At 60.7% G+C, this 18,902-nt stretch carries 16 protein-coding genes; 8 read left to right on the plus strand and 8 right to left on the minus strand.

The genetic code is table 11. From position 1 onward, the window contains the following. Positions 1-27 precede the first annotated feature (27 nt). Entirely contained in the window at positions 28-1,014 is a 987-nt protein-coding gene (locus QNI81_RS08535; RefSeq protein ID WP_283966238.1) for an LLM class flavin-dependent oxidoreductase, read from the plus strand. 92 nt (positions 1,015-1,106) lie between these two features. Here QNI81_RS08535 and QNI81_RS08540 read toward each other — a convergent pair whose 3' ends face one another. The 5 genes from QNI81_RS08540 to glnE form a co-directional block, all read right to left on the minus strand. Beyond that, positions 1,107-1,649 (minus strand): RSP_2648 family PIN domain-containing protein, encoded by a 543-nt coding sequence (locus tag QNI81_RS08540; RefSeq protein WP_283966239.1) that lies wholly within the window; start codon positions 1,647-1,649, stop codon positions 1,107-1,109. Positions 1,650-1,659: 10 nt separating this feature from the next. Further along, positions 1,660-2,877, minus strand: coding sequence for an RSP_2647 family RNA methyltransferase (locus tag QNI81_RS08545; RefSeq protein ID WP_283966240.1), 1,218 nt, complete (start codon positions 2,875-2,877; stop codon positions 1,660-1,662). Between the two features lie 150 nt (positions 2,878-3,027). Then, positions 3,028-3,168 (minus strand): hypothetical protein, encoded by a 141-nt coding sequence (locus QNI81_RS08550; RefSeq protein ID WP_168576660.1) that lies wholly within the window; start codon positions 3,166-3,168, stop codon positions 3,028-3,030. A 204-nt stretch (positions 3,169-3,372) separates the two neighbouring features. Continuing rightward, positions 3,373-3,708, minus strand: coding sequence for a hypothetical protein (locus QNI81_RS08555; protein ID WP_349636767.1), 336 nt, complete (start codon positions 3,706-3,708; stop codon positions 3,373-3,375). Further along, complete coding sequence (gene glnE, locus QNI81_RS08560; protein ID WP_283966242.1) at positions 3,689-6,505, minus strand: bifunctional [glutamate--ammonia ligase]-adenylyl-L-tyrosine phosphorylase/[glutamate--ammonia-ligase] adenylyltransferase; 2,817 nt, start codon at positions 6,503-6,505, stop codon at positions 3,689-3,691. Before glnE ends, QNI81_RS08555 begins: the two co-directional genes overlap by 20 nt. 578 nt (positions 6,506-7,083) lie before the next feature. On the opposite strand from glnE, the gene QNI81_RS08565 reads away from it, so the two are divergent. The 4 genes from QNI81_RS08565 to QNI81_RS08580 all read left to right on the plus strand — a co-directional run bounded on the left by QNI81_RS08565 (position 7,084) and on the right by QNI81_RS08580 (position 9,420). Continuing rightward, positions 7,084-7,533: a DUF2852 domain-containing protein gene (locus QNI81_RS08565; protein ID WP_065326578.1), complete on the plus strand. Its 450-nt coding sequence runs from the start codon at positions 7,084-7,086 to the stop codon at positions 7,531-7,533. A 77-nt stretch (positions 7,534-7,610) separates the two neighbouring features. Next, a complete protein-coding gene (locus QNI81_RS08570) occupies positions 7,611-8,042 on the plus strand; it encodes an RDD family protein (protein ID WP_005624379.1) in 432 nt (143 codons plus the stop codon). 164 nt (positions 8,043-8,206) lie between these two features. Then, positions 8,207-9,031 carry an arginyltransferase gene (locus QNI81_RS08575; protein WP_005624377.1) on the plus strand — a complete coding sequence of 275 codons (825 nt, stop codon included), beginning with the start codon at positions 8,207-8,209 and terminating at the stop codon, positions 9,029-9,031. Between the two features lie 5 nt (positions 9,032-9,036). Further along, entirely contained in the window at positions 9,037-9,420 is a 384-nt protein-coding gene (locus QNI81_RS08580) for a VOC family protein (RefSeq protein ID WP_283966243.1), read from the plus strand. Positions 9,421-9,560: 140 nt separating this feature from the next. Here the strand turns inward: QNI81_RS08580 and QNI81_RS08585 are convergent, their stop codons facing one another. The 3 genes from QNI81_RS08585 to QNI81_RS08595 form a co-directional block, all read right to left on the minus strand. After that, entirely contained in the window at positions 9,561-11,915 is a 2,355-nt protein-coding gene (locus tag QNI81_RS08585) for a TRAP transporter large permease (RefSeq protein ID WP_283966244.1), read from the minus strand. A gap of 16 nt (positions 11,916-11,931) precedes the next feature. Continuing rightward, the gene (locus QNI81_RS08590) at positions 11,932-12,879 is read right to left on the minus strand and encodes a TRAP transporter small permease subunit (protein WP_283966245.1); all 948 of its coding nucleotides are present in this window, start codon (positions 12,877-12,879) and stop codon (positions 11,932-11,934) included. 141 nt (positions 12,880-13,020) lie between these two features. Then, entirely contained in the window at positions 13,021-14,106 is a 1,086-nt protein-coding gene (locus QNI81_RS08595; protein ID WP_009179192.1) for a TRAP transporter substrate-binding protein, read from the minus strand. Between the two features lie 297 nt (positions 14,107-14,403). On the opposite strand from QNI81_RS08595, the gene QNI81_RS08600 reads away from it, so the two are divergent. The 3 genes from QNI81_RS08600 to QNI81_RS08610 all read left to right on the plus strand — a co-directional run bounded on the left by QNI81_RS08600 (position 14,404) and on the right by QNI81_RS08610 (position 18,867). Then, complete coding sequence (locus tag QNI81_RS08600) at positions 14,404-15,828, plus strand: cache domain-containing protein (protein ID WP_009178997.1); 1,425 nt, start codon at positions 14,404-14,406, stop codon at positions 15,826-15,828. A gap of 62 nt (positions 15,829-15,890) precedes the next feature. Further along, positions 15,891-16,535, plus strand: a complete 645-nt coding sequence (locus QNI81_RS08605; protein WP_065326573.1) for a response regulator transcription factor — start codon at positions 15,891-15,893, stop codon at positions 16,533-16,535. 580 nt (positions 16,536-17,115) lie between these two features. Further along, entirely contained in the window at positions 17,116-18,867 is a 1,752-nt protein-coding gene (locus QNI81_RS08610) for an acetolactate synthase 3 large subunit (protein WP_283966246.1), read from the plus strand. The last annotated feature ends 35 nt before the right edge of the window (positions 18,868-18,902 follow it).

Here is an 18,902-nt window from a genome sequence, read left to right on the forward strand (position 1 = left end):
AAACCTTCCTGCAAGGAGAAGGTTTTTATGCGCTATTCCGTCCTCGACCTCGCCCCGGTGCCAGAAGGGTCCACCACCGCTCAGGCGCTTGCCAATAGCGCCGATCTGGCGCAACACGCGGAGCGTTGGGGCTATCACCGCTACTGGCTGGCGGAGCATCACAACATGCCCGGTATTGCCAGCGCCGCAACGGCGGTGATGATCGGCCATATCGCGCAGGCGACCTCCACCATGCGCATCGGCGCGGGGGGCATCATGCTGCCCAATCACGCGCCTTACATGGTGGCGGAGGCTTTTGGCACATTGGCCGAGATCCATGGCCCAAGGATCGACCTTGGTCTGGGGCGCGCACCGGGAACCGATATGGCGGCGATGCGCGCGATGCGACGCGGGTTGCAGGACTCCGGGGATCGGTTTCCGCAGGACGTGCAGGAATTGATCTCCTATTTCGGGCCGCAGCGTGAAGGCAGCAATCTGCGCGCCATCCCCGGAGAGAACACGCAGGTGCCGGTCTGGATGTTGGGGTCGAGCCTTTACGGCGCGCAGCTTGCGGCGACACTGGGGCTGCCCTACGCGTTTGCCTCGCATTTTGCGCCGCAAGCGCTGGAGCAGGCTTTTGAAGTCTATCGCCGCCAGTTCCGCCCCTCACCGACCCTCGCAGAACCCCACGCGATGCTGGCGATCAACGTCTTTGCCGCCGAGAGCGATGCCGAGGGCGAGCGGCTGCGCACCACCATGCAGCAGGCTTTTGCCCGCCTGCGTCTGGGCATGCCCGGCAAGCTGCCGGCGCCCGTGGACAATATCGCGGATGTGTTGACGCCGGAGATCCTGGCGGGGGTCAATCAAGCACTGACCATATCGGCGACGGGATCAAAGGAGACGGTGCGCGGAGACCTGTCGCGTTTGATCGAGACCTATCAGCCGGATGAGGTGATCCTGACCGGGCAGATCCATGATCACGACGCACGGCTGCGCTCCTTCGAGATCGCGGCAGAGATTTTGGGCAATAGCTGACAAAGGACAGCCCCCGAGCCTGGGTGGGGGTAAAGCCCCCTCCCATGGGGAGGGTCGGGGGCTGTCCGACCTCTCGGTCGGACGTGGCCTTGTTATTGACCCAAAGCCTTGGCAACACGTGGCAAGCGCGCCTTTTTCAACAGCGCCCGCATCTGCCAGACCTCGCCGGACAGTCGGTTCGCCTCTGCCAGAACCGCCTGACCCACGGCTTCGATACCTTGGGGATCTTTCAGCCAGAAGTCATAGAGCAGCTCGTCCGGCGCACTGCGCGTCAGCCCCTCCTCCGCCAGCGTCTGGCGGGGAAAGTCCTTTGCGTTGACGGTCACGATCCCATCCGCATGCCCTGCAATCGCAGCGGCAAGCACGTGAATGTCATTCTCATCCGGCAACCACAGACGCGCCTCAAGGCCCGAATTGGCCGCGACCGCCGCCTTTGGCCAGCCCGCATTCAACAGCGCAATCTCGGCCTTGGCCTGCGCCGCACCGGTGGGGCCAAGTTTGACCGCTGCCCGTTCCCACTCGCCCAGAATACGCGCCGACCAGAGCGGCACAAAATGCCCCGCCCGCGCTGCCCCCAACAGCATTTCGCGCATCACCGTCGGGTAGAGCACACAGGTGTCCAGCAGCAGCTTCACAGGTAAGCCCTCAATCGAGACGGAAGAACACGGCCTTCAGATAGCCGCTCTCGGCCAGTTGCGGCATCTGCGGATGATCCGCGCCCGCATAGCCCGTGTGCAAGAGCTGCCCACGCCGCCCACCCTTGCCGATCCCGCGTGCCGAAGCATTGCGGAACCGGGTCAGGTCCGCCGCATGAGAGCAGGAACACAGACCCAGATACCCGCCGGGCTTGACCAGAGGGGCCGCCAGCTTTGCCACCCGCTCATAGGCGCGCATCCCCGCCTCAAGCGCTTGTTTTGAGGGCGCAAATGCGGGTGGATCACAGACCACCACATCAAATTGCGCGCCCTCCGCGCCAAGGGCCGCCAGCACGTCAAAGGCATCGCCTTGACGGGCTTGAAACCTGTCGCCGTGGCCGGAGGCCGCGGCACCCGCTGTCGCAAGATCAAGCGCGGCAGCAGAACCGTCGACACAGGTCGCATGCCCCGCGCCCGCCGCCAGCATCGCCAGACCAAAGCCCCCCACGTGAGAGAACACATCCAGCACCCGTGCGCCCGGCGCCACCAGACGCGCGGCAAAGGCGTGGTTGTCGCGCTGGTCATAAAACAGGCCGGTCTTCTGCCCGCCCGTCAGATCCGCCATATAGGTGGCCCCGTTCATCTCAACCGGCACCGGTGCCTCGGGGGCCGCGCCCTTCAGCACCGCATTTTGATCGTCCAGCCCCTCAAGCCCACGGGTGCGCCCGGAGGCGTTTTTCAGGATCACCGTGCAGCCAGTGACCTCGCCCAGCGCCTGCGCCAAAGCCTCCAGATGGGCCTCTGCCCAAGCCGCGTTGGGTTGCATCACGCATGTGTCGCCAAAACGGTCGATCACCACGCCGGGCAAACCATCGGCTTCGGCGTGCACCAGACGATAGAACGGCGCATCATAAAGCTGGGCGCGCAATTCCTGTGCCCGCGACAGGCGCACGGCACACCACGCCACATCAATCTGCGCCTCCGGGTTGCGGTCCAGCATCCGGGCGATGATCTTGCTCTCGGGGTTTACGGCCACCAGCCCGAGGCTGCGGCCTGCCTCATCCTCCAGCACCGCGAGGCTGCCGGGCGCGAGCTTCTTGGTGCGCCGGTCGGTCACCAGTTCGTTGGCATAGACCCAAGGAAAGCCGTGGCGGATGGCGCGGGCATTGGATTTGGGCTTCATCTTCACGCGCGGGCGTGTGGGCGGGGTCAGGGATGCATCTGTCATGGCTCCACATACCCCGAGTCCCTGCCCGCCCCAAGTGAGAAAACGAAGGCGCGCGGCGATGATTTCACCGCCGATGTCGCCATGCCCTCAGACGGGATGCCGGGCGTGGCAGGTTCAGTTATCGGTGTCGCTATTCGACCTGCGCGAGGATTACCCCGGAAACGGAGCAATCGCAGGTGCGATATAGGTCAGTGGTTCAGAAAATGCGTTTCGGCTCGGTTGATCCGTTGCGGTACAAGCTGTCAGGATCAATCCCAGAATGCCTGCTGCAACGACAGATGTGATACGCACGATAACCTCCTTTGGGGGCACGATAGGCCCGAACTGTTTACACTGCCCTTCTGAGCGCGAAACAGGGCAGAAATCTGGCGCAATGCGTACATTTTAAGGAGTTGTTAACTACGTTTGAGGGCGCGTACTTAGTCACGGGGCGCCGCCGCAGTATGGCCCAGCAAATCTTAGCGAGAGGCGGCCATTGCGCCTGTTAGGATTGGATCAGTTCTCGCCGTTTTGTCCAGAGTTTTGCCCAGAACCGAGATCCGTCAGCGGTTCACGCGGGCGCGAGCGCCAGCCACCGCGCCGCTTGGGCCGTGCACCACTGCTCAGGCCATCGCGTAACACCTGCGTCATCGGATGATCGGGAAACTGCGGCCCGTATTGCGCCAAGAGCGTTGAAAGCGCCGCATCGGTGTCAAAATCCATCGGCGCAGAAAGTGCCCAATCCAGAAAGATGCTCCGGCATTGCGAGGCATCGAGCCCCTCTATCCGGTAGGCCTCGCGAAACAGCCCCTTGGGGTCCAGTGATGCGGTCTCAGCTGAGGGTTTCGTCATCATCTTCGTCCTTCATCTCAGCCTCTGGGCCAACGGCTGCGTCGATGCAATCAGCGGCCTGTGCATAGGCGTGTTCCAGCGCCTGTTGCAGGCTGGCGATACCGTCAAAGCCGGTGCTGCGCTGCAGGAAGGCCGCCCCTCCCTCACCGCGCACCGCGCCATCTGATCCTTTGCCCGCAATCAGCCGCGCAGCACTTTGTACGGACCAATATAGATCATAGGCCGCGCGCAGGTTTTGCGCCTGCGCGTCACTTAACCAACCGCTGGCGACACCGGCCATCAGACCATCAACGACCGAGCGCGTGGGTTGCCCGGCCAAGAGCGTTCCCGCCTGTGCTGCCAGTTCAATATCGAGCATCCGGCCCGGGCCGGTTTTGGCGTCCCACGGTCCATCGGGTGATTTTGCGGCCGCAAGCCTGCGGCGCATTTCGGCCACTTCGCGCAAGACATCGTTGCGATCCCGCGGACGGGCGAGGAAATCGCAGCGGAATTTTTCCAGATCCCGCGCGAGTGTGTCCTCTCCGGCCACCACACGCGCCCGTGTCAGCGCCAGATGCTCCCAGACCCAGGCGTCGTTTTCCTGATACTGGGTAAAGCTCTGCCAACTGGTGGCCACCGGCCCCTGATTACCAGAGGGGCGCAGGCGCATGTCCACCTCGTAGAGACGCCCCTCCGCCATGGGGGCAGTCAGGGCAGTGACCATCGCCTGAGTGAGGCGGGCATAATAGGGGCGCACCGCCAGCGGGCGTTTGCCATCGGACATTTCATCATCAAGCGGGTCGTAGATCATGATCAGATCCAGATCCGAGCTCGCCGTGAGCCGCCCTGCCCCCAGCGACCCCATCCCGAGGATCACGCAGCCGCGCCCCGGCATCGGCCCGTGTTTGGCGGCAAATTGCGCGGCGACCTTGGGCAGCAGGCCAATGATCACCGCATCAGCGAGGTCGGCATATTGCTGACCGGCTGTATCGGCATTGATCAGACCGCGCAGGTGATGCACCCCGGTGCGAAAGTGCCACTCGCGATGCCAGCGTCGGGTCAGGTCGAGCTGGCGTTCATAGTCGCTTTCACTGTCCAATGCCTCCTTGAGATCCGCAATCAGCGCGTCACGTCCGGGCCAGTCGGCAAAAAAGCCGCCATCCAGAACGGCGTCAAACACCGAAGAATTGCGTGACAGGTAATTGGCGAGCGCGGGCGAGGTGCCAACAATATCGACGAGCAGATCAATCAGTTGCGGGTTGGCCTCAAAGAGGGAAAACAACTGCACCCCGGCGGGCATCCCGGCCAGAAACCCATCCAGCGCCAACAGCGCCTCGCCCGGATTGGCAGTGCGCGACAGGCGACTCAGCAATTCCGGTTTCAGACGTTCAAAGATCCGCGCGCCGCGATCAGAGCGCAGCGCCGGATAGCTGGGCCAGCGCGCAATCACCGATTGGTCGAGATCCTCCGGCAGCGGCTCTGCCGCTTTGGCGCTGGTGCCGGGCGCAAAGAAATCCTCGGTCAGGCGATGCACCTCTTCCAGTCGCTCGCGCAGGTCGGCAATAAAGGCCTCCGGCTCCACGTCCATCAGGCAGGCCACGCGCGACAGACCTTCCTCGGAGGTGGGCATGCGGTGGGTCTGGGCATCATGGACCATCTGGATGCGATGCTCGATCTCGCGGTGGTCGCGGTAGTGACGCGCCAGCGTGTCCGACACCTCCGCCGAGATCCACTCGGCGTGCGATAGCGCCTGCAACCCTTCGACCGTGCCACGCACCCGGAGCGACGGATCGCGCCCCCCGGCAATGAGCTGGCGGGTCTGGGTGAAGAACTCAATCTCGCGAATCCCGCCGCGCCCGAGCTTCATATCGTGCCCCAGAACCGTGATCGGGCCACCGGTGCCTTTGTTCTCGCGGATGCGCAGGCGCATGTTGTGGGCGTCTTCAATGGCGGCAAAATCCAGATGCCGCCGCCACACGAAAGGCGTCAGCGTCTTGAGGAACTTCTCGCCCGCCGCGATATCCCCCGCACAGCTGCGCGCCTTGATATAGGCGGCGCGCTCCCAGGTGCGGCCAAGGCTCTCGTAATATTGTTCCGCCGCCGCCATCGCCAACGCCACCGGCGTCACCGACGGGTCCGGTCGCAGCCTGAGATCGGTGCGAAAGACATAGCCCTCGGCGGTGCGGTCATTCAGCGCCGCGCTCATATTGCGGGTGGCGCGCACCATGGCCTGACGGGCCTCAAGGAAATCATCCCGCTCGAACCGGGTTTCGTCAAAGAGGCAGATGAGGTCGATGTCAGAGCTGTAGTTCAGCTCGTAGGCGCCCATCTTGCCCATGGCAAAGACACTCATCCCGCCTGCGGTGGCGATGTCGTCTTCGCTCATCCCCGGCAGCTTGCGCCGTTTGATCAGCAGCGCGATTTCCGCCTTCAGCGCCACATCCACCGCCAGCTCGCCAAACCGGGTGAGCGTGCCGGTGACCTCTTCGAGCGGCCAATGGCCCGAAAGATCGCACAATGCACAAAGCAGTGCGATCCGGCGTTTACCCGCGCGCAACACGGATTTCACCTGATCTGGGGCAGTGGCGCGGCAGGTTTGAAACACCGCATCGCGCGCGTCTTCGGGATCAGACAGGGCCGCCTCGATCCAGTCGCGCTCAGAACGGATCAAGGTTTGCAGATAAGGGCTGCTGCCCGCCGTGCCGCCCAGCAGCGCCTGCCATTCGGAGGACAGATGGCCATGATCAGACAACACCTCGGAGCTGATCGAGGAATCATAAGGGCGCGGGCAGCGGTGAACCTGAAGCGAATGAGACATGGCGCGAGACTGTGACCCCCGCCCTTGGGCGTCAATCCCCAAACACCGCGCCACCGCCTCTGTTCCGGTGGAATTCTTCGGCACGGCCCAAAAATCGGTAAGGTCTGAAACAAATGGTGACGGCGCTTACCATTTCAGACCTTCCACAAATCGCAAAACTGCGATAACATTATTTCGTGGTCACGTTCCCGTTTCGGGGACCGAGTGATGCAGGTAATGAGTTGCCCGCCCGTTCAGACCCGCTCTGACGGGCGCCCGGAGTGTACCGGGCCACCGGGCGTTTTTTGAGTACACATGGTTTTGGGAGCGTGGCCGCACCCTGCACCTTTTGCTCAATCCTTCATATGCTGCCCTTCATATGGTGTGCTTGGCGCAGGCAATGGGGCGTGCATGGTTTGCATTTGCCCGATAAAATCTCACAAAAAACGAGCCAGCACCAGAGATTATCCCCACAAAATCAATTTCTTAGCAAGTAAATGTGAAAAACATTTACATACACTCTTGAAGGGCACTCCCCTGCTGCACATATCGGTGATGTAAATGAAGTTCACATTCACCCCAACGCCGTGGAGAACCTGATGACAAGTTACACGACCAACCTGCCGCCGACCCCGCATCAGGGGTGGCTTGCCAAAAGCGAAGCCTGGCTCGACTCAAAAGGAAAAGGCGCATGGATCGCGACAATGGTCCTTGGCTTCATTTTCTTCTGGCCTGTCGGTCTTGCAATCCTCGCCTATATGATCTGGAGCAAACGTATGTTCAAATCCTCCTGCCGCCGCCGTTCGACCCACATGCATCGTGGCTTTCACGCCATGAAATCCAGTGGTAACAGCGCCTTTGACGCCTATAAGGCCGACACGCTGGCGCGTCTGGAGCAGGAACAGACCGACTTTGAGGCGTTCCTCGCCCGGCTGCGCGCCGCCAAGGACAAGGCAGAGTTCGACCAGTTCATGGACGAGCGCGCCACCCGCCCCGATGAGGGCGAAGACGAAGCAGACGAAGACGCCCCGCGTCCGTCTCAGGCCTAAGACCGCTCCTCTGCCCGGCTCACTCCGGGCAGAGCCCCTATTTTGAGATAGTATCGACAACCCCGCAGGAGCCCCGAATGACCGCCCTCCCCGATCCAGACATGCAGGCCGAGTTTTACTCCGGTGTCACCGCCAAACGCCTGTTTGCCTTCCTGATCGACTCTGTGTTGATCTTCGCCATCGCGGCGGTGATCGTGCCCTTCACGGCCTTTCTCGGCCTTCTGGTCTGGCCCATGCTCTATCTGACCGTTGGCTTCATCTACCGAGTGGCGACGCTGGCCAATGGCTCCGCCACATTGGGTATGCGCTTTTGCGGTATTGAGCTGCGCGAGCACTCCGGCGCGCGGCTGGACGGCGGCAGCGCCCTGTTGCACACGGTTGGCTATACGGTCTCCATGGCGGTGCCGATCCTGCAAATCATCTCGATCCTGTTGATGCTGACCACCGCACGCGGTCAAGGTCTGAGCGACCATATGCTTGGCACCGTGATGCTAAAGCGGCGCGCATAAGCGCGCGCGGCCATCCCGACGCACAGCCGCGTTAATCCAATTTGCACATGGAGGCTTGTCAGCCACGGGGCGGTTGTTATCATCAAAGATCAAACCACATTGATGTCGGACCGTCTGCACTGGACGGTCCTTCACGTCTTTAATGAGAGCCGCTGACCCCAAATATGCGCCACACGCTTCCCATTGCTCCTCAGTTTTACGTGACTGCGCCGCAGCCCTGCCCCTATCTCGAAGGGCGCATGGAGCGAAAGCTGTTCACATCATTGCAGGGCGATGGGGTGGAGCAGTTGAACAACTCCCTGAGCCAGCAAGGCTTCCGGCGCTCGCAGAATGTCCTCTATCGCCCGTCCTGCTCTGATTGCTCCGCCTGCATGTCGGCCCGGATCAATGTGGCAGAGTTCACCCCCACCCGCAGCCAGCGCAAGACCCTCAACCGCAGCCGCCATCTGGACCGCCGCGCCACGTCCCCTTGGGCGACAGAGGATCAATACGCGCTGTTTCGCGACTATCTGGACCAGCGCCACGCCGATGGCGGCATGGCGGATATGGATGTGTTTGAATATGCAGCCATGGTCGAGGAAACCCCGATCCGTACACGGGTGGTGGAATACACCGATCCGGAGACCAATGCGCTGACCGCCGTGGCGCTCACCGATGTGCTCGAGGACGGTCTGAGCATGGTCTATTCCTTCTACACACCGGATTTGCCGCAGAACTCGCTTGGCACCTTCATGGTGCTTGATCATATTGAGATCGCGCGCGAGGCGGGCCTGCCTTATGTCTATCTGGGCTATTGGGTGCCCGGCAGCCAGAAGATGGGCTATAAGGCCAAATTCTCAGGCCTTGAGGTTTATTTTGGCGGCGAATGGGTACCGCTCAAAGATCCGGAGAGCTTTGCCGCCGAAGAACACCCGCTCTCGACCGCCCCGGTGGCGGAACAAGTGGCCAATATCCAACTGCCCCAAGGCAAACACCCCTCCAAGAGGTAACTTTCGTGCAATATCTCCACGCTGTCGCCCTTGTCGTACCCGATTACGACGAGGCCATCGCCTTTTACTGCAACACTCTGGGCTGGCAGCTGGCCGAAGATGTGGATCAGGGACATAAACGCTGGGTGCGCATCCTGCCTCCCGGCGCATCACAGGGCAGCCTGATCCTCGCCCGCGCCGAGGGCGACGAACAACAATCCGCCATCGGCGATCAGTTCGGCGGCCGCGTTGGCCTGTTTCTCGCCACCAATGATTTTGAACGCGACCACCGCGCGATGCAGGCCGCAGGTATCGCCTTCGAAGAAGCCCCCCGCCATGAACTCTATGGCACTGTTGCCGTCTGGCGTGATCCCTTCGGGAACCGCTGGGACCTCATTCAGTTCGCCTGACCCCATTGCTCTTCTAACCCCAAATATCCCGGGGTGAATTGGCCAAATGGCCAAGAGGGGCCGCGCCCCTCACACCTCACACACATGCAAAAGGCCCCGCAATCGCGGGGCCTTTTTCCGTTTCACAGCTGTGCGCCGGATCAGTTCGGGATCAGCGCCGGGACAATGGTCACAATCGCCGGGAAGAACCACAGGATCGCAAGCCCCATCACCTGGATCAGCACAAAGGGCAGAACCCCGCGATAGATATGACCCGTGGTGACCTCCCGAGGTGCCACCCCGCGCAGATAGAACAGCGCAAAGCCAAAGGGCGGCGTCAGGAAGGATGTCTGCAGGTTCACCGCAACCATGATCGTCACCCATTTGGGATCAAACGAGCCGCCATAGATCACCGGCCCGACAATGGGGATCACGATGTAGATGATCTCCAGAAAATCGAGCACAAAGCCGAGGATGAACAAGACAATCATCACGATGAGGAACACGGTGAGCTCATTGTCAAAGCTCTTCAGGAACTGCTGTATATAGTGTTCGCCACCAAAGGAGATCACCACGAGGTTCAACAGCTGCGAGCCGATCAGGATGGTGAACACCATCGAGGTGACCTTGGCCGTTTCGCGCACGATCGGCGTCATCACCCCGCCCCGGAACAGCACCCAGATCCCATAGAGCAGACCAAAGAGCGCAAACAGATAGCAGCCATAGGCAAAGAAGAATGCCGCATAGCTTTCTGCCGGAACCACGTCCTGATTGATGCGCAGATCGAAATTCACGCCGGTCAGGATCGCAAGGATCACCGCAAAGGTGGCCCAGATGATGATATTGCCGGATTGGCCCTCGTCTTTCAGGCGACGATAGGCCGCCAGCATGATCGCACCACCTGCCCCAAGCGCCGCAGCCGGCGTCGGGTTGGTGATCCCACCCAGGATCGAGCCCAGCACCGCGACGATCAGAACCAGCGGCGGGAACACCACCCGGATCAGATCATTGCGGGCACAGCGCGCCGCCGCTTCCTTGCAGCCGTAAAGCGCAAGCAATGTCGGCAGCAAGATCCACGCAACCGTGGCCGAAGCCGAGGTCGTTGGTGCAATCGCCAGCACATCCACCAGCGCCAGCAGCAAGAGGCCAATGGCCCCGAGGATCAGCGGCTTGGCATCGCGCGAGGGGGCAACCCCACGGCCCACAGCCAGCGTCAGACCCAAGAGCACGATGATCGTCGCAATCCCGGTACCGATAGGTGCGGCATTGTCGATCTTCTGTGCCAGCGCAGTGGCCAGCTCTTCTTCCGAGAGCTTATGCGCCTCTTCTACGCCACCCGCGGCGTCGATTTCGGCTTGTTCGGCCACAGCCGCATCCCATGCGGACTGACCATGCAGGTCGATCATCGCCGCCTGACAGTCTGGCCCCACATTGGTGCGCAGGCTTGCAGTCTGCCCCGCGTCGGAAAAGGCCGATACGGTGATGTTCTGGCTGCCCACCAAGTTCACGCTGCTCAGAAGCACGGTGCCGACTATCAAAGCTGCCGGAACGCCGAGGAACCATGTCAGGCTCTCGCCTCGGGTGATCGGCTCCTCATTGGCCGCACCCATCTGCACCGCAGGTGCTTTTTCCGGGTTCAGCAGCGCGTAACCAAAGGCATAAAGCGCATAGAGAAGGGCAAGCATGATGCCCGGCAGCAAAGCCGCCTGAAACAGCGTGCCAACGGAAACCACCGCAGGCTCACCCAGATAGGTCAGCGCATCGGAACAGCCCGCTTCCTGTGCGCGGTTTTCCTGCGCGGTGGAATAGAGATCACCGGCAAGCGTGCCCAGAAGCACGATCACGATGGAGGGCGGAATGATCTGCCCCAAGGTGCCTGACGCTGCGATCACACCCGTCGCCAGTTCCGGCGAGTAGTTGTTGCGCAACATGGTCGGCAGGGCCAAGAGGCCCATGGTCACAACGGTCGCGCCCACGATCCCGGTGGAGGCGGCAAGAAATGCGCCCACAACCACGATGGACACCGCCAGACCGCCCGGAAGCGGACCAAAGACGCGCGCCATGGTGGTCAGCAGATCGTTTGCGATCTTGGAGCGTTCGAGCGTGATGCCCATCAGTACGAACATCAACACCGCCAGCAGCGTCTCAATGGAAGCGCCTGCCAGAACCCGTTCGTTGATCCGGTTCACAATGAAGGAGACGTTGCGGTCCATCGCAACTTCCCAGCCCTGCGGGAATACGGGTTCGCCAATCCGTGGCAACTCCGGGTATCGGAACACGGAAATCACATCCGGCTTCACGCCGGAATTGACAATATCGCGGTAGGCCTGACTGGAGGTGTCAATGGCCTGATGGATCAGCAGACCGGCACTGTCCAGTGCGGCGATGATCCCAAAGGAGATGACCCCGGCACCCCCGATGGCAAAGGCCACCGGAAAGCCCGAGAGAATGCCCCCGAAGAGGCAGAGAAAGACGATGATCAGGCCGATTTCGACGCCATCAAGTCCGAATAGCATGGGTGCTGTCCCTTAGTTAATGAGCGCCTTCATAGGCTTCTTCGCCTTCGCCAAGCGTATCTCTGTCGAGGTATTTCCCTTCTGACTCTTCGCCCTCAATGAACTCGAGGAAAGAGCGATAGAAGAACGCCACCGCATGCAGGAACACGAGGCCCGCAAATGCGACCAGCAGGATCTTAAAGAGGAAATAGCCGTCAAAGCCGTTGGGCGAGAAGCCGATGGTTTCGACATTCCAGCGCAGCGCGCGGGCCTTCATCACCAGACGGTCCAGCTGATCGGACGCCGAAGGTTTCGGCACGATCAGGTGACGCCACAGGAAGAACCAGCCGTACATCCACGTCAAAACCGCAACCGGCATCATGAAGATCAGCGAGCCGACCATATCGACCACGCGTTTGGCACGATGCGAAATCCCGGCATAAACGAGGTCCACCCGCACATGGCCGCCCTGCACAAAGGTGTAGGTGACACAGAAACACACCACGAGCGCGTTATAGAGCTTCAGCTCTTCGGCGAACCACGAGATGTCTTTTTCCAGCGCGATCCCGAGACCAAAGCTCATGTCCGGACGGGCAAAGACGCGCTGCATAAACACGATGATGATCTGCTGAACCACCATCAACAGCCCGGCCCAGGCAAAGAAGCGGCCCAAGGTGTTGGCAAAGCCCTCAAGCGTGCGCACCATGCCCCACATAAAGCCGCGGAAGTACATTCCGACGCCCGTCAGCACGAGGAACGTGGTGAAGATCACAAAGAAAAACTCGACCGAGCCCCCGTAGTAGACAAAGCGCATCACAGAGGCTTTGTCTTCGGTGGTGCCAGCCCAGGTCAGCCAGTCGAGCCACAGCTCGGGATGGGTGACGGCATAGCCGAGATTATAAAAGGCGCCAAAAACATTAGAGGCGAGCCACCATAGGAAGCCGCCAATCGCGCCAAAAAAGGAAATACTCATGTCGTCCTGCATGGCTCCCCCGGAAGTTCAGGCAAGCGGTCGGGCGCGTCTGTCATCGGAGAGCTCCGGCGACGCAGCTTTTTCAGACCGCGAGTGCAAAAGAGATCCCCCGCACCCTGCGCGGGGGATCCGTTTCAAGTTCACAACCGGGGATTAGCCCAGAACGCGGTCGCGCTGTGCAACATAGGTGCCGGAGGAAGTGTTGATCCAACCCGAAGAGGACTTCATCGACGCCATGGCGCTGTCGTAGATCTTCTTGTAGAGATCGTCGCCCATGTTTTCCTGATGCACTTCCATGGAGGCCTTACCAAAGGCATCCCAGACGCTATCGGGGAATTCCATGACCTTGACGCCACCGGCCTGCAGACGCTGCAGCGCTGCACCGTTGTTGGCGAGGAACTGGCTCAGGTTCCACTGGTGCGCTTCGGCAGAGGCGATCTCGATCACCTTCTGATGCGCTGGCGACAGGCTCTCGAAGACGTCGCGGTTGGTCGCAACAGAGAGACCCGCACCCGGCTCGTGGAAGCCCGCAGTGTAGTAGGTCTTGGTGATTTCCTGGAAACCGGCTTTTTCGTCCGCCCAAGGGCCGATCCACTCGGTGCCGTCAATCGCACCGGAGGACAGCGCCTGATACACTTCGGAGCCCGGGATGTTCTGAACGGAAGCGCCCAGTTTACCCAGTGCTTTACCGCCGAGACCCGGCATACGGAACTTCAGACCGTTGAAGTCGTCGGGGCTGTTGATCTCTTTGGAGAACCACCCCCCCGCCTGTGCGCCGGTGTTGCCGCCGAGGAAGGATTTCAGACCAAAGATCTGACCCAGCTCGTCGTGCAGCTCCATGCCGCCGTCCTGATAGTACCAGTTCGCCAGTTCCTGCGCGGTCATGCCGAAGGGCACAGCGGTAAAGAACGCATAGGCCGGGTGCTGACCGACGAAGTAGTAGTCGGCACCGTGATACATATCGGCCTGACCTGCGGTCACGGCGTCAAAAACCTCAAACGCGCCAACGAGTTCGCCTGCGGCCTTAAGGTCAACGGTCAGAGCGCCATCGGTCATGGCGGTGATGCTGTCGGCCACGCGCTGCGCGGAGTCGTGCACGCCAGCAAGGCCACGGCCCCAGGTGGTGACCATGGTCAGGGTGCGGTTGCCCTGTGCGTAGGCCGGTGCGGCCAGAGCTGCGGATGCGGCAGCAGCGGAGCCACCGATTGCGGATGTCTTCAGAAAGGATCTGCGATCCATGTTGTTGGTTCCTCCCAAAACGTATTGACCGCCGTGGTGCACGAAATCGCCCTTCCCCCGCGGCCTCTTTGAAGTGAGAACACCCTAACGGGACCGTGAAACATGTGAATACCAAGTACTACGTAGAAACGGCGATTTTTTCACTCGGATCGGTGTCATTCACATCCTGAACGCGCCCGTTCGGGGCGTTCACACAGAGCCCACAGGTTTCCGGGCTTTGATTCCTTGCGCCATTGCCGTAACGATTCGAAACACACCCCGCACGCCTGCCCAAAGAGCCAAATTCGGGACCAAAAGATGATCCGGCGCCTGTTTCGTCCGAACTACGCACAAAAGCTGTCATTGCTTGCCACCCTGCCCCTGATCGTGGCGGGCCTGTGCATCGCCGCGCTGGTCGCGCATCAATCCCGCTCCATGGCAGAACGCGAGATCCAGGTTCTGGAGCGGCAATTGATTGAGGCCAAGAAAGCAGAGCTGCGCAATTACGTCACTCAGGCGCGCAACGGGTTCATGCATATCTATGGCCCCGCTGCCCCGGATGACGAGGAGGCCAAAAAGCAGGTCACCCAGATCCTGAGCGCGATGATCTACGGCAAGGATGGGTTCTTCTTTGTCTATGATTACGATGGCACCAATCTGGTGAGCCCACGTCAGACCGAGTTCATCAACCGCAACTGGGCGGGGCTGACCGATGGCAATGGCGTGCCGGTGGTCAACACCTTTATCGATATCGCCCGTCAGGGCGCGGGTTGGCACAGTTTCATGTGGGAAAAACCCTCCACCGGCGAAGAAGCGCAGATGATCGCCTATGTGGTGGGCCTGCAGGACTGGCAATGGGCAGTGGGCACAGGCGTGTTTATCGACGATGTGATCGCGTCTATCGCCACGTCACGCATGGAAGTCGAAAACCGGGTGCGCCGCACCTTTATATATATAGGAGCGATCACGCTGGTGGCGCTGATCTTTGTGTTCGCCTCCGGCATGTTATTGAACATCCGCGAGCGCAGGCTGGCCGATGCTAAGCTCAAGGAACTCACGCAGCGCGTCTTTGACGCTCAAGAAGAAGAGCGCGGCCGGGTTGCGCGCGAATTGCACGATTCTATCAGCCAATTGCTGGTGGGGGTGCGCTATGCGCTGGAGACCGTAAAACGGCGCATCAGTCGCGGTGAATTTGACGCCGCGGCCAGCCCTCTGGACAAGGGCGTCGACGGGCTTGCCACCGCCATCACCGAGGTGCGCCGTATCAGCCGCGATCTGCGCCCTGGTGTGCTGGATGACCTTGGCCTTGGCCCGGCGCTCAAGGCGCTCACCGATGATTTCGCCGCCCGCACTGGCATCGAGACGGAGTTCACCACCGTGGTGTTTCGCAACCGCCTCGACCAAGAAGCCAAGATCGCGCTTTATCGGATCGCCCAAGAAGCGCTCACCAATATCGAGCGCCACTCTGGCGCAACCCGTGTTACCATGGACCTGCGCGGACATGAGAATGGCGCCACCATGCGCATCAGCGATAACGGCTCTGGCCTGCCCACCGAACAGGACCGCAGCCATGCCGGGATTGGTCTGCGCAACATGCAGGAACGGATGGAACAGCTTGACGGCACCATCCGCATTCTGTCATCTCGCGCAGGCCGCGACAGCGGTACCGTCATCGAGGCCAGCTTGCCCCTGAGCCACCTGCTGCCGCCCGGCGACGAACTCGCCGCCCACCGCCTCCCCTGATCTATGCGGGCGCGGCGCACAACACAGGAAAGCTGGCGATTGACCAAAGCGAGAGACAACAGATGAGCGGCCCAACCCGTGTTTTGATCGTAGACGATCACCCGATGGTCGCCGAGGGCATCCAGTCCATTCTGGAAAGCTACAGCGATATCGAAGTCATAGGTGCAGTCTCCGGCGGTCGAGAGGCGATTGCACAGGCCGAAGCCTGCGCGCCGGACGTCATTCTGATGGATCTCAATATGCCGGATGTCGGCGGCCTCAGTGCGACGGAAATCATCCTTGAACGCCGCCCTGAAACCCGGGTGCTGATCCTGTCGATGCACGATAGCCCAGAATATATCTCCACTGCCCTCAGTCACGGCGCAGTGGGATATGTGCTCAAAGACGTGCAGCCCGAGGAAATCAAAACCGCCATTGATGCGGTGATGCGCGGCACGCAATACCTCTGCACCGGGGCGGCAGGATCGCTGTCGCCGCAATCGCATACCAGTCGCGAAGCCCTGACGGGGCGCGAACAGACAATATTGCTGGAACTCGCACAGGGCAAATCCAACAAGGAAGTCGCCCTCACTCTGGATATCTCGGTGCGCACGGTTGAAACCCACCGCAAGAACATCAAACGCAAACTCGGGATTTCCTCAACCGCAGGTCTCACCCGCTACGCGCTGGAACATGGCGTACTCCAAGGCACAGGCCGCGGCATCTGAAACAGCACGAGGGCGTCCTCCCGCCCGTCGCCAGATCGGCAAAGCCCGATCCGCTCCCGTTGGGCCGGGCGCCGGGCTGACGCCCGGCGCGGCGCACCACTGCCAGCCTTCCGCCCAGCCTCCTCTTCTAACCTTAAATATCCCGGAGCGCGAGGCAGCGCCTCGCAAACGGCAGCGCGCATCTGCGCGGTGTTCCCCCTGCGCGCCGCAGGCGTTCCTCAAAGCCCTCCAAACCACATGTCGCAGCGCAAGCCATTACAAAATCACGTATCAATATTGCCATAAATATCGCAAACCGACCTTCAAACGTAAGATAAGTTCACAAACCCGCGAAAAAACCGCCTTTTTGCGGTTGACCCTCCGCCGCCTGCCCCATAATGTCCCCGTCAATGCATGATGGAGACCCTGACGATGGCTCAGCTAGTCGTAATTGTAGGACACACGCGCATGGGCCGGTGACGGTAGACCATAATCGAACCCATGCGCCTCCGATCCTCAAAATCGGGGGCTTTTTTATGCGATACACACTGACGTTAGACTGACGCGAAGAAAGACGATGTCGTGAACTGGAGCAAAGCAGATGACACGTGAAATGACCGGCGCAAAAATGGTTGTTCAAGCCCTCAAAGAACAGGGCGTGGACACGGTATTCGGATATCCCGGAGGCGCTGTACTACCCATTTACGATGAAATCTATCAGCAAAATGACATTCGCCACATTCTGGTCCGTCACGAACAGGGCGCAGTGCATGCCGCCGAAGGCTATGCGCGCTCCACCGGCAAACCCGGCGTTGTGCTTGTGACCTCAGGCCCCGGTGCCACCAATGCGGTGACCGGCCTGACGGACGCGCTGCTGGATTCCATCCCGCTGGTGGTTCTCACAGGTCAGGTTCCGACCTTCATGATCGGCTCTGATGCCTTTCAGGAGGCCGACACCGTGGGCATCACCCGCCCCTGCACCAAGCACAACTGGCTGGTGAAGGACACCAATACTCTGGCTTCCACCATCCATGAGGCCTTTCACGTTGCCACCTCTGGCCGCCCCGGACCAGTGCTGATTGACGTGCCAAAGGACGTGCAGTTTGCCACCGGCACCTACCAGCCGCCAAAACCGTCGGCCTCGCATTATCAGCCCGTCGTGAAGGGCGATATGGAAGAGATCACCGAACTGGTTGCCGCAATCGAGACCGCCAAGCGCCCGGTGTTCTACACGGGCGGCGGTGTGATCAACTCTGGCGCTGCCGCCAGCCAGCTGCTGCGCGAACTGGTTGAGGCCACCGGCTTTCCGATCACCTCGACATTGATGGGGCTTGGCGCTTATCCGGCGTCCGGCAAACAGTGGCTTGGCATGCTCGGGATGCATGGTCTCTATGAGGCCAATATGGCGATGCATGACTGCGACCTGATGATAAACGTCGGAGCACGCTTTGACGACCGGATCACCGGCCGTATCGATGCCTTCAGCCCCAAATCGGTAAAGGCCCATATCGACATCGACCCCTCCTCGATCAACAAGGTAATCCGCGTCGATATCCCGATTGTCGGCGACGTGGGCCATGTGCTTGAGGATATCCTGAAGGTCTGGAAAAGCCGCGGTCGCAAGACCAACACCGAGGCTTTGGCGAAATGGCAGGGCCAGATCGACGAGTGGCGCGCGGTGAAATGCCTGACCTACGAGATGTCAGAGACCACCATCAAGCCGCAATACGCGCTGGAACGTCTGGAGGCGCTGACCAAGGGTCGGGATCGCTACATCACCACCGAGGTCGGCCAGCACCAGATGTGGGCGGCGCAGTTCCTTGGCTTTGAGGATCCAAACCGCTGGATGACCTCCGGTGGACTGGGCACCATGGGCTATGGCACGCCTGCCTCTATCGGGGCGCAGATCGCCCACCCGGACGCTCTGGTCATCAACGTCGCAGGCGAGGCCTCTTGGCTGATGAACATGCAGGAAATGGGCACCGCAACCCAGTACCGCCTGCCGGTGAAACAGTTCATCCTCAACAATGAACGCCTTGGCATGGTGCGCCAGTGGCAGGAACTTTTGCATGGTGAGCGCTACTCGCACAGCTGGTCCGAAGCGCTGCCCGACTTTGTGAAACTCGCCGAAGCCTTTGGGGCCAAGGGTATCATCTGCAAAGATCCCAAGGATCTGGATGATGCGATCATGGAGATGCTTGAATACGACGGGCCGGTGATCTTTGACTGTCTGGTGGAAAAGCACGAAAACTGCTTCCCGATGATCCCCTCGGGCAAAGCCCATAACGAAATGCTGCTGGGCGCGGCCGAGACGCAGGGCGTGATCCAGTCCGGCGGTGCGGTTCTGGTCTGATCATCTGAGATTTGCTTGCAAGGCGTAAAGCGCCT

Origin of the sequence: Tritonibacter sp. AK171, from assembly GCF_030127025.1 — a bacterium.
GTDB lineage: Bacteria > Pseudomonadota > Alphaproteobacteria > Rhodobacterales > Rhodobacteraceae > Epibacterium > Epibacterium mobile.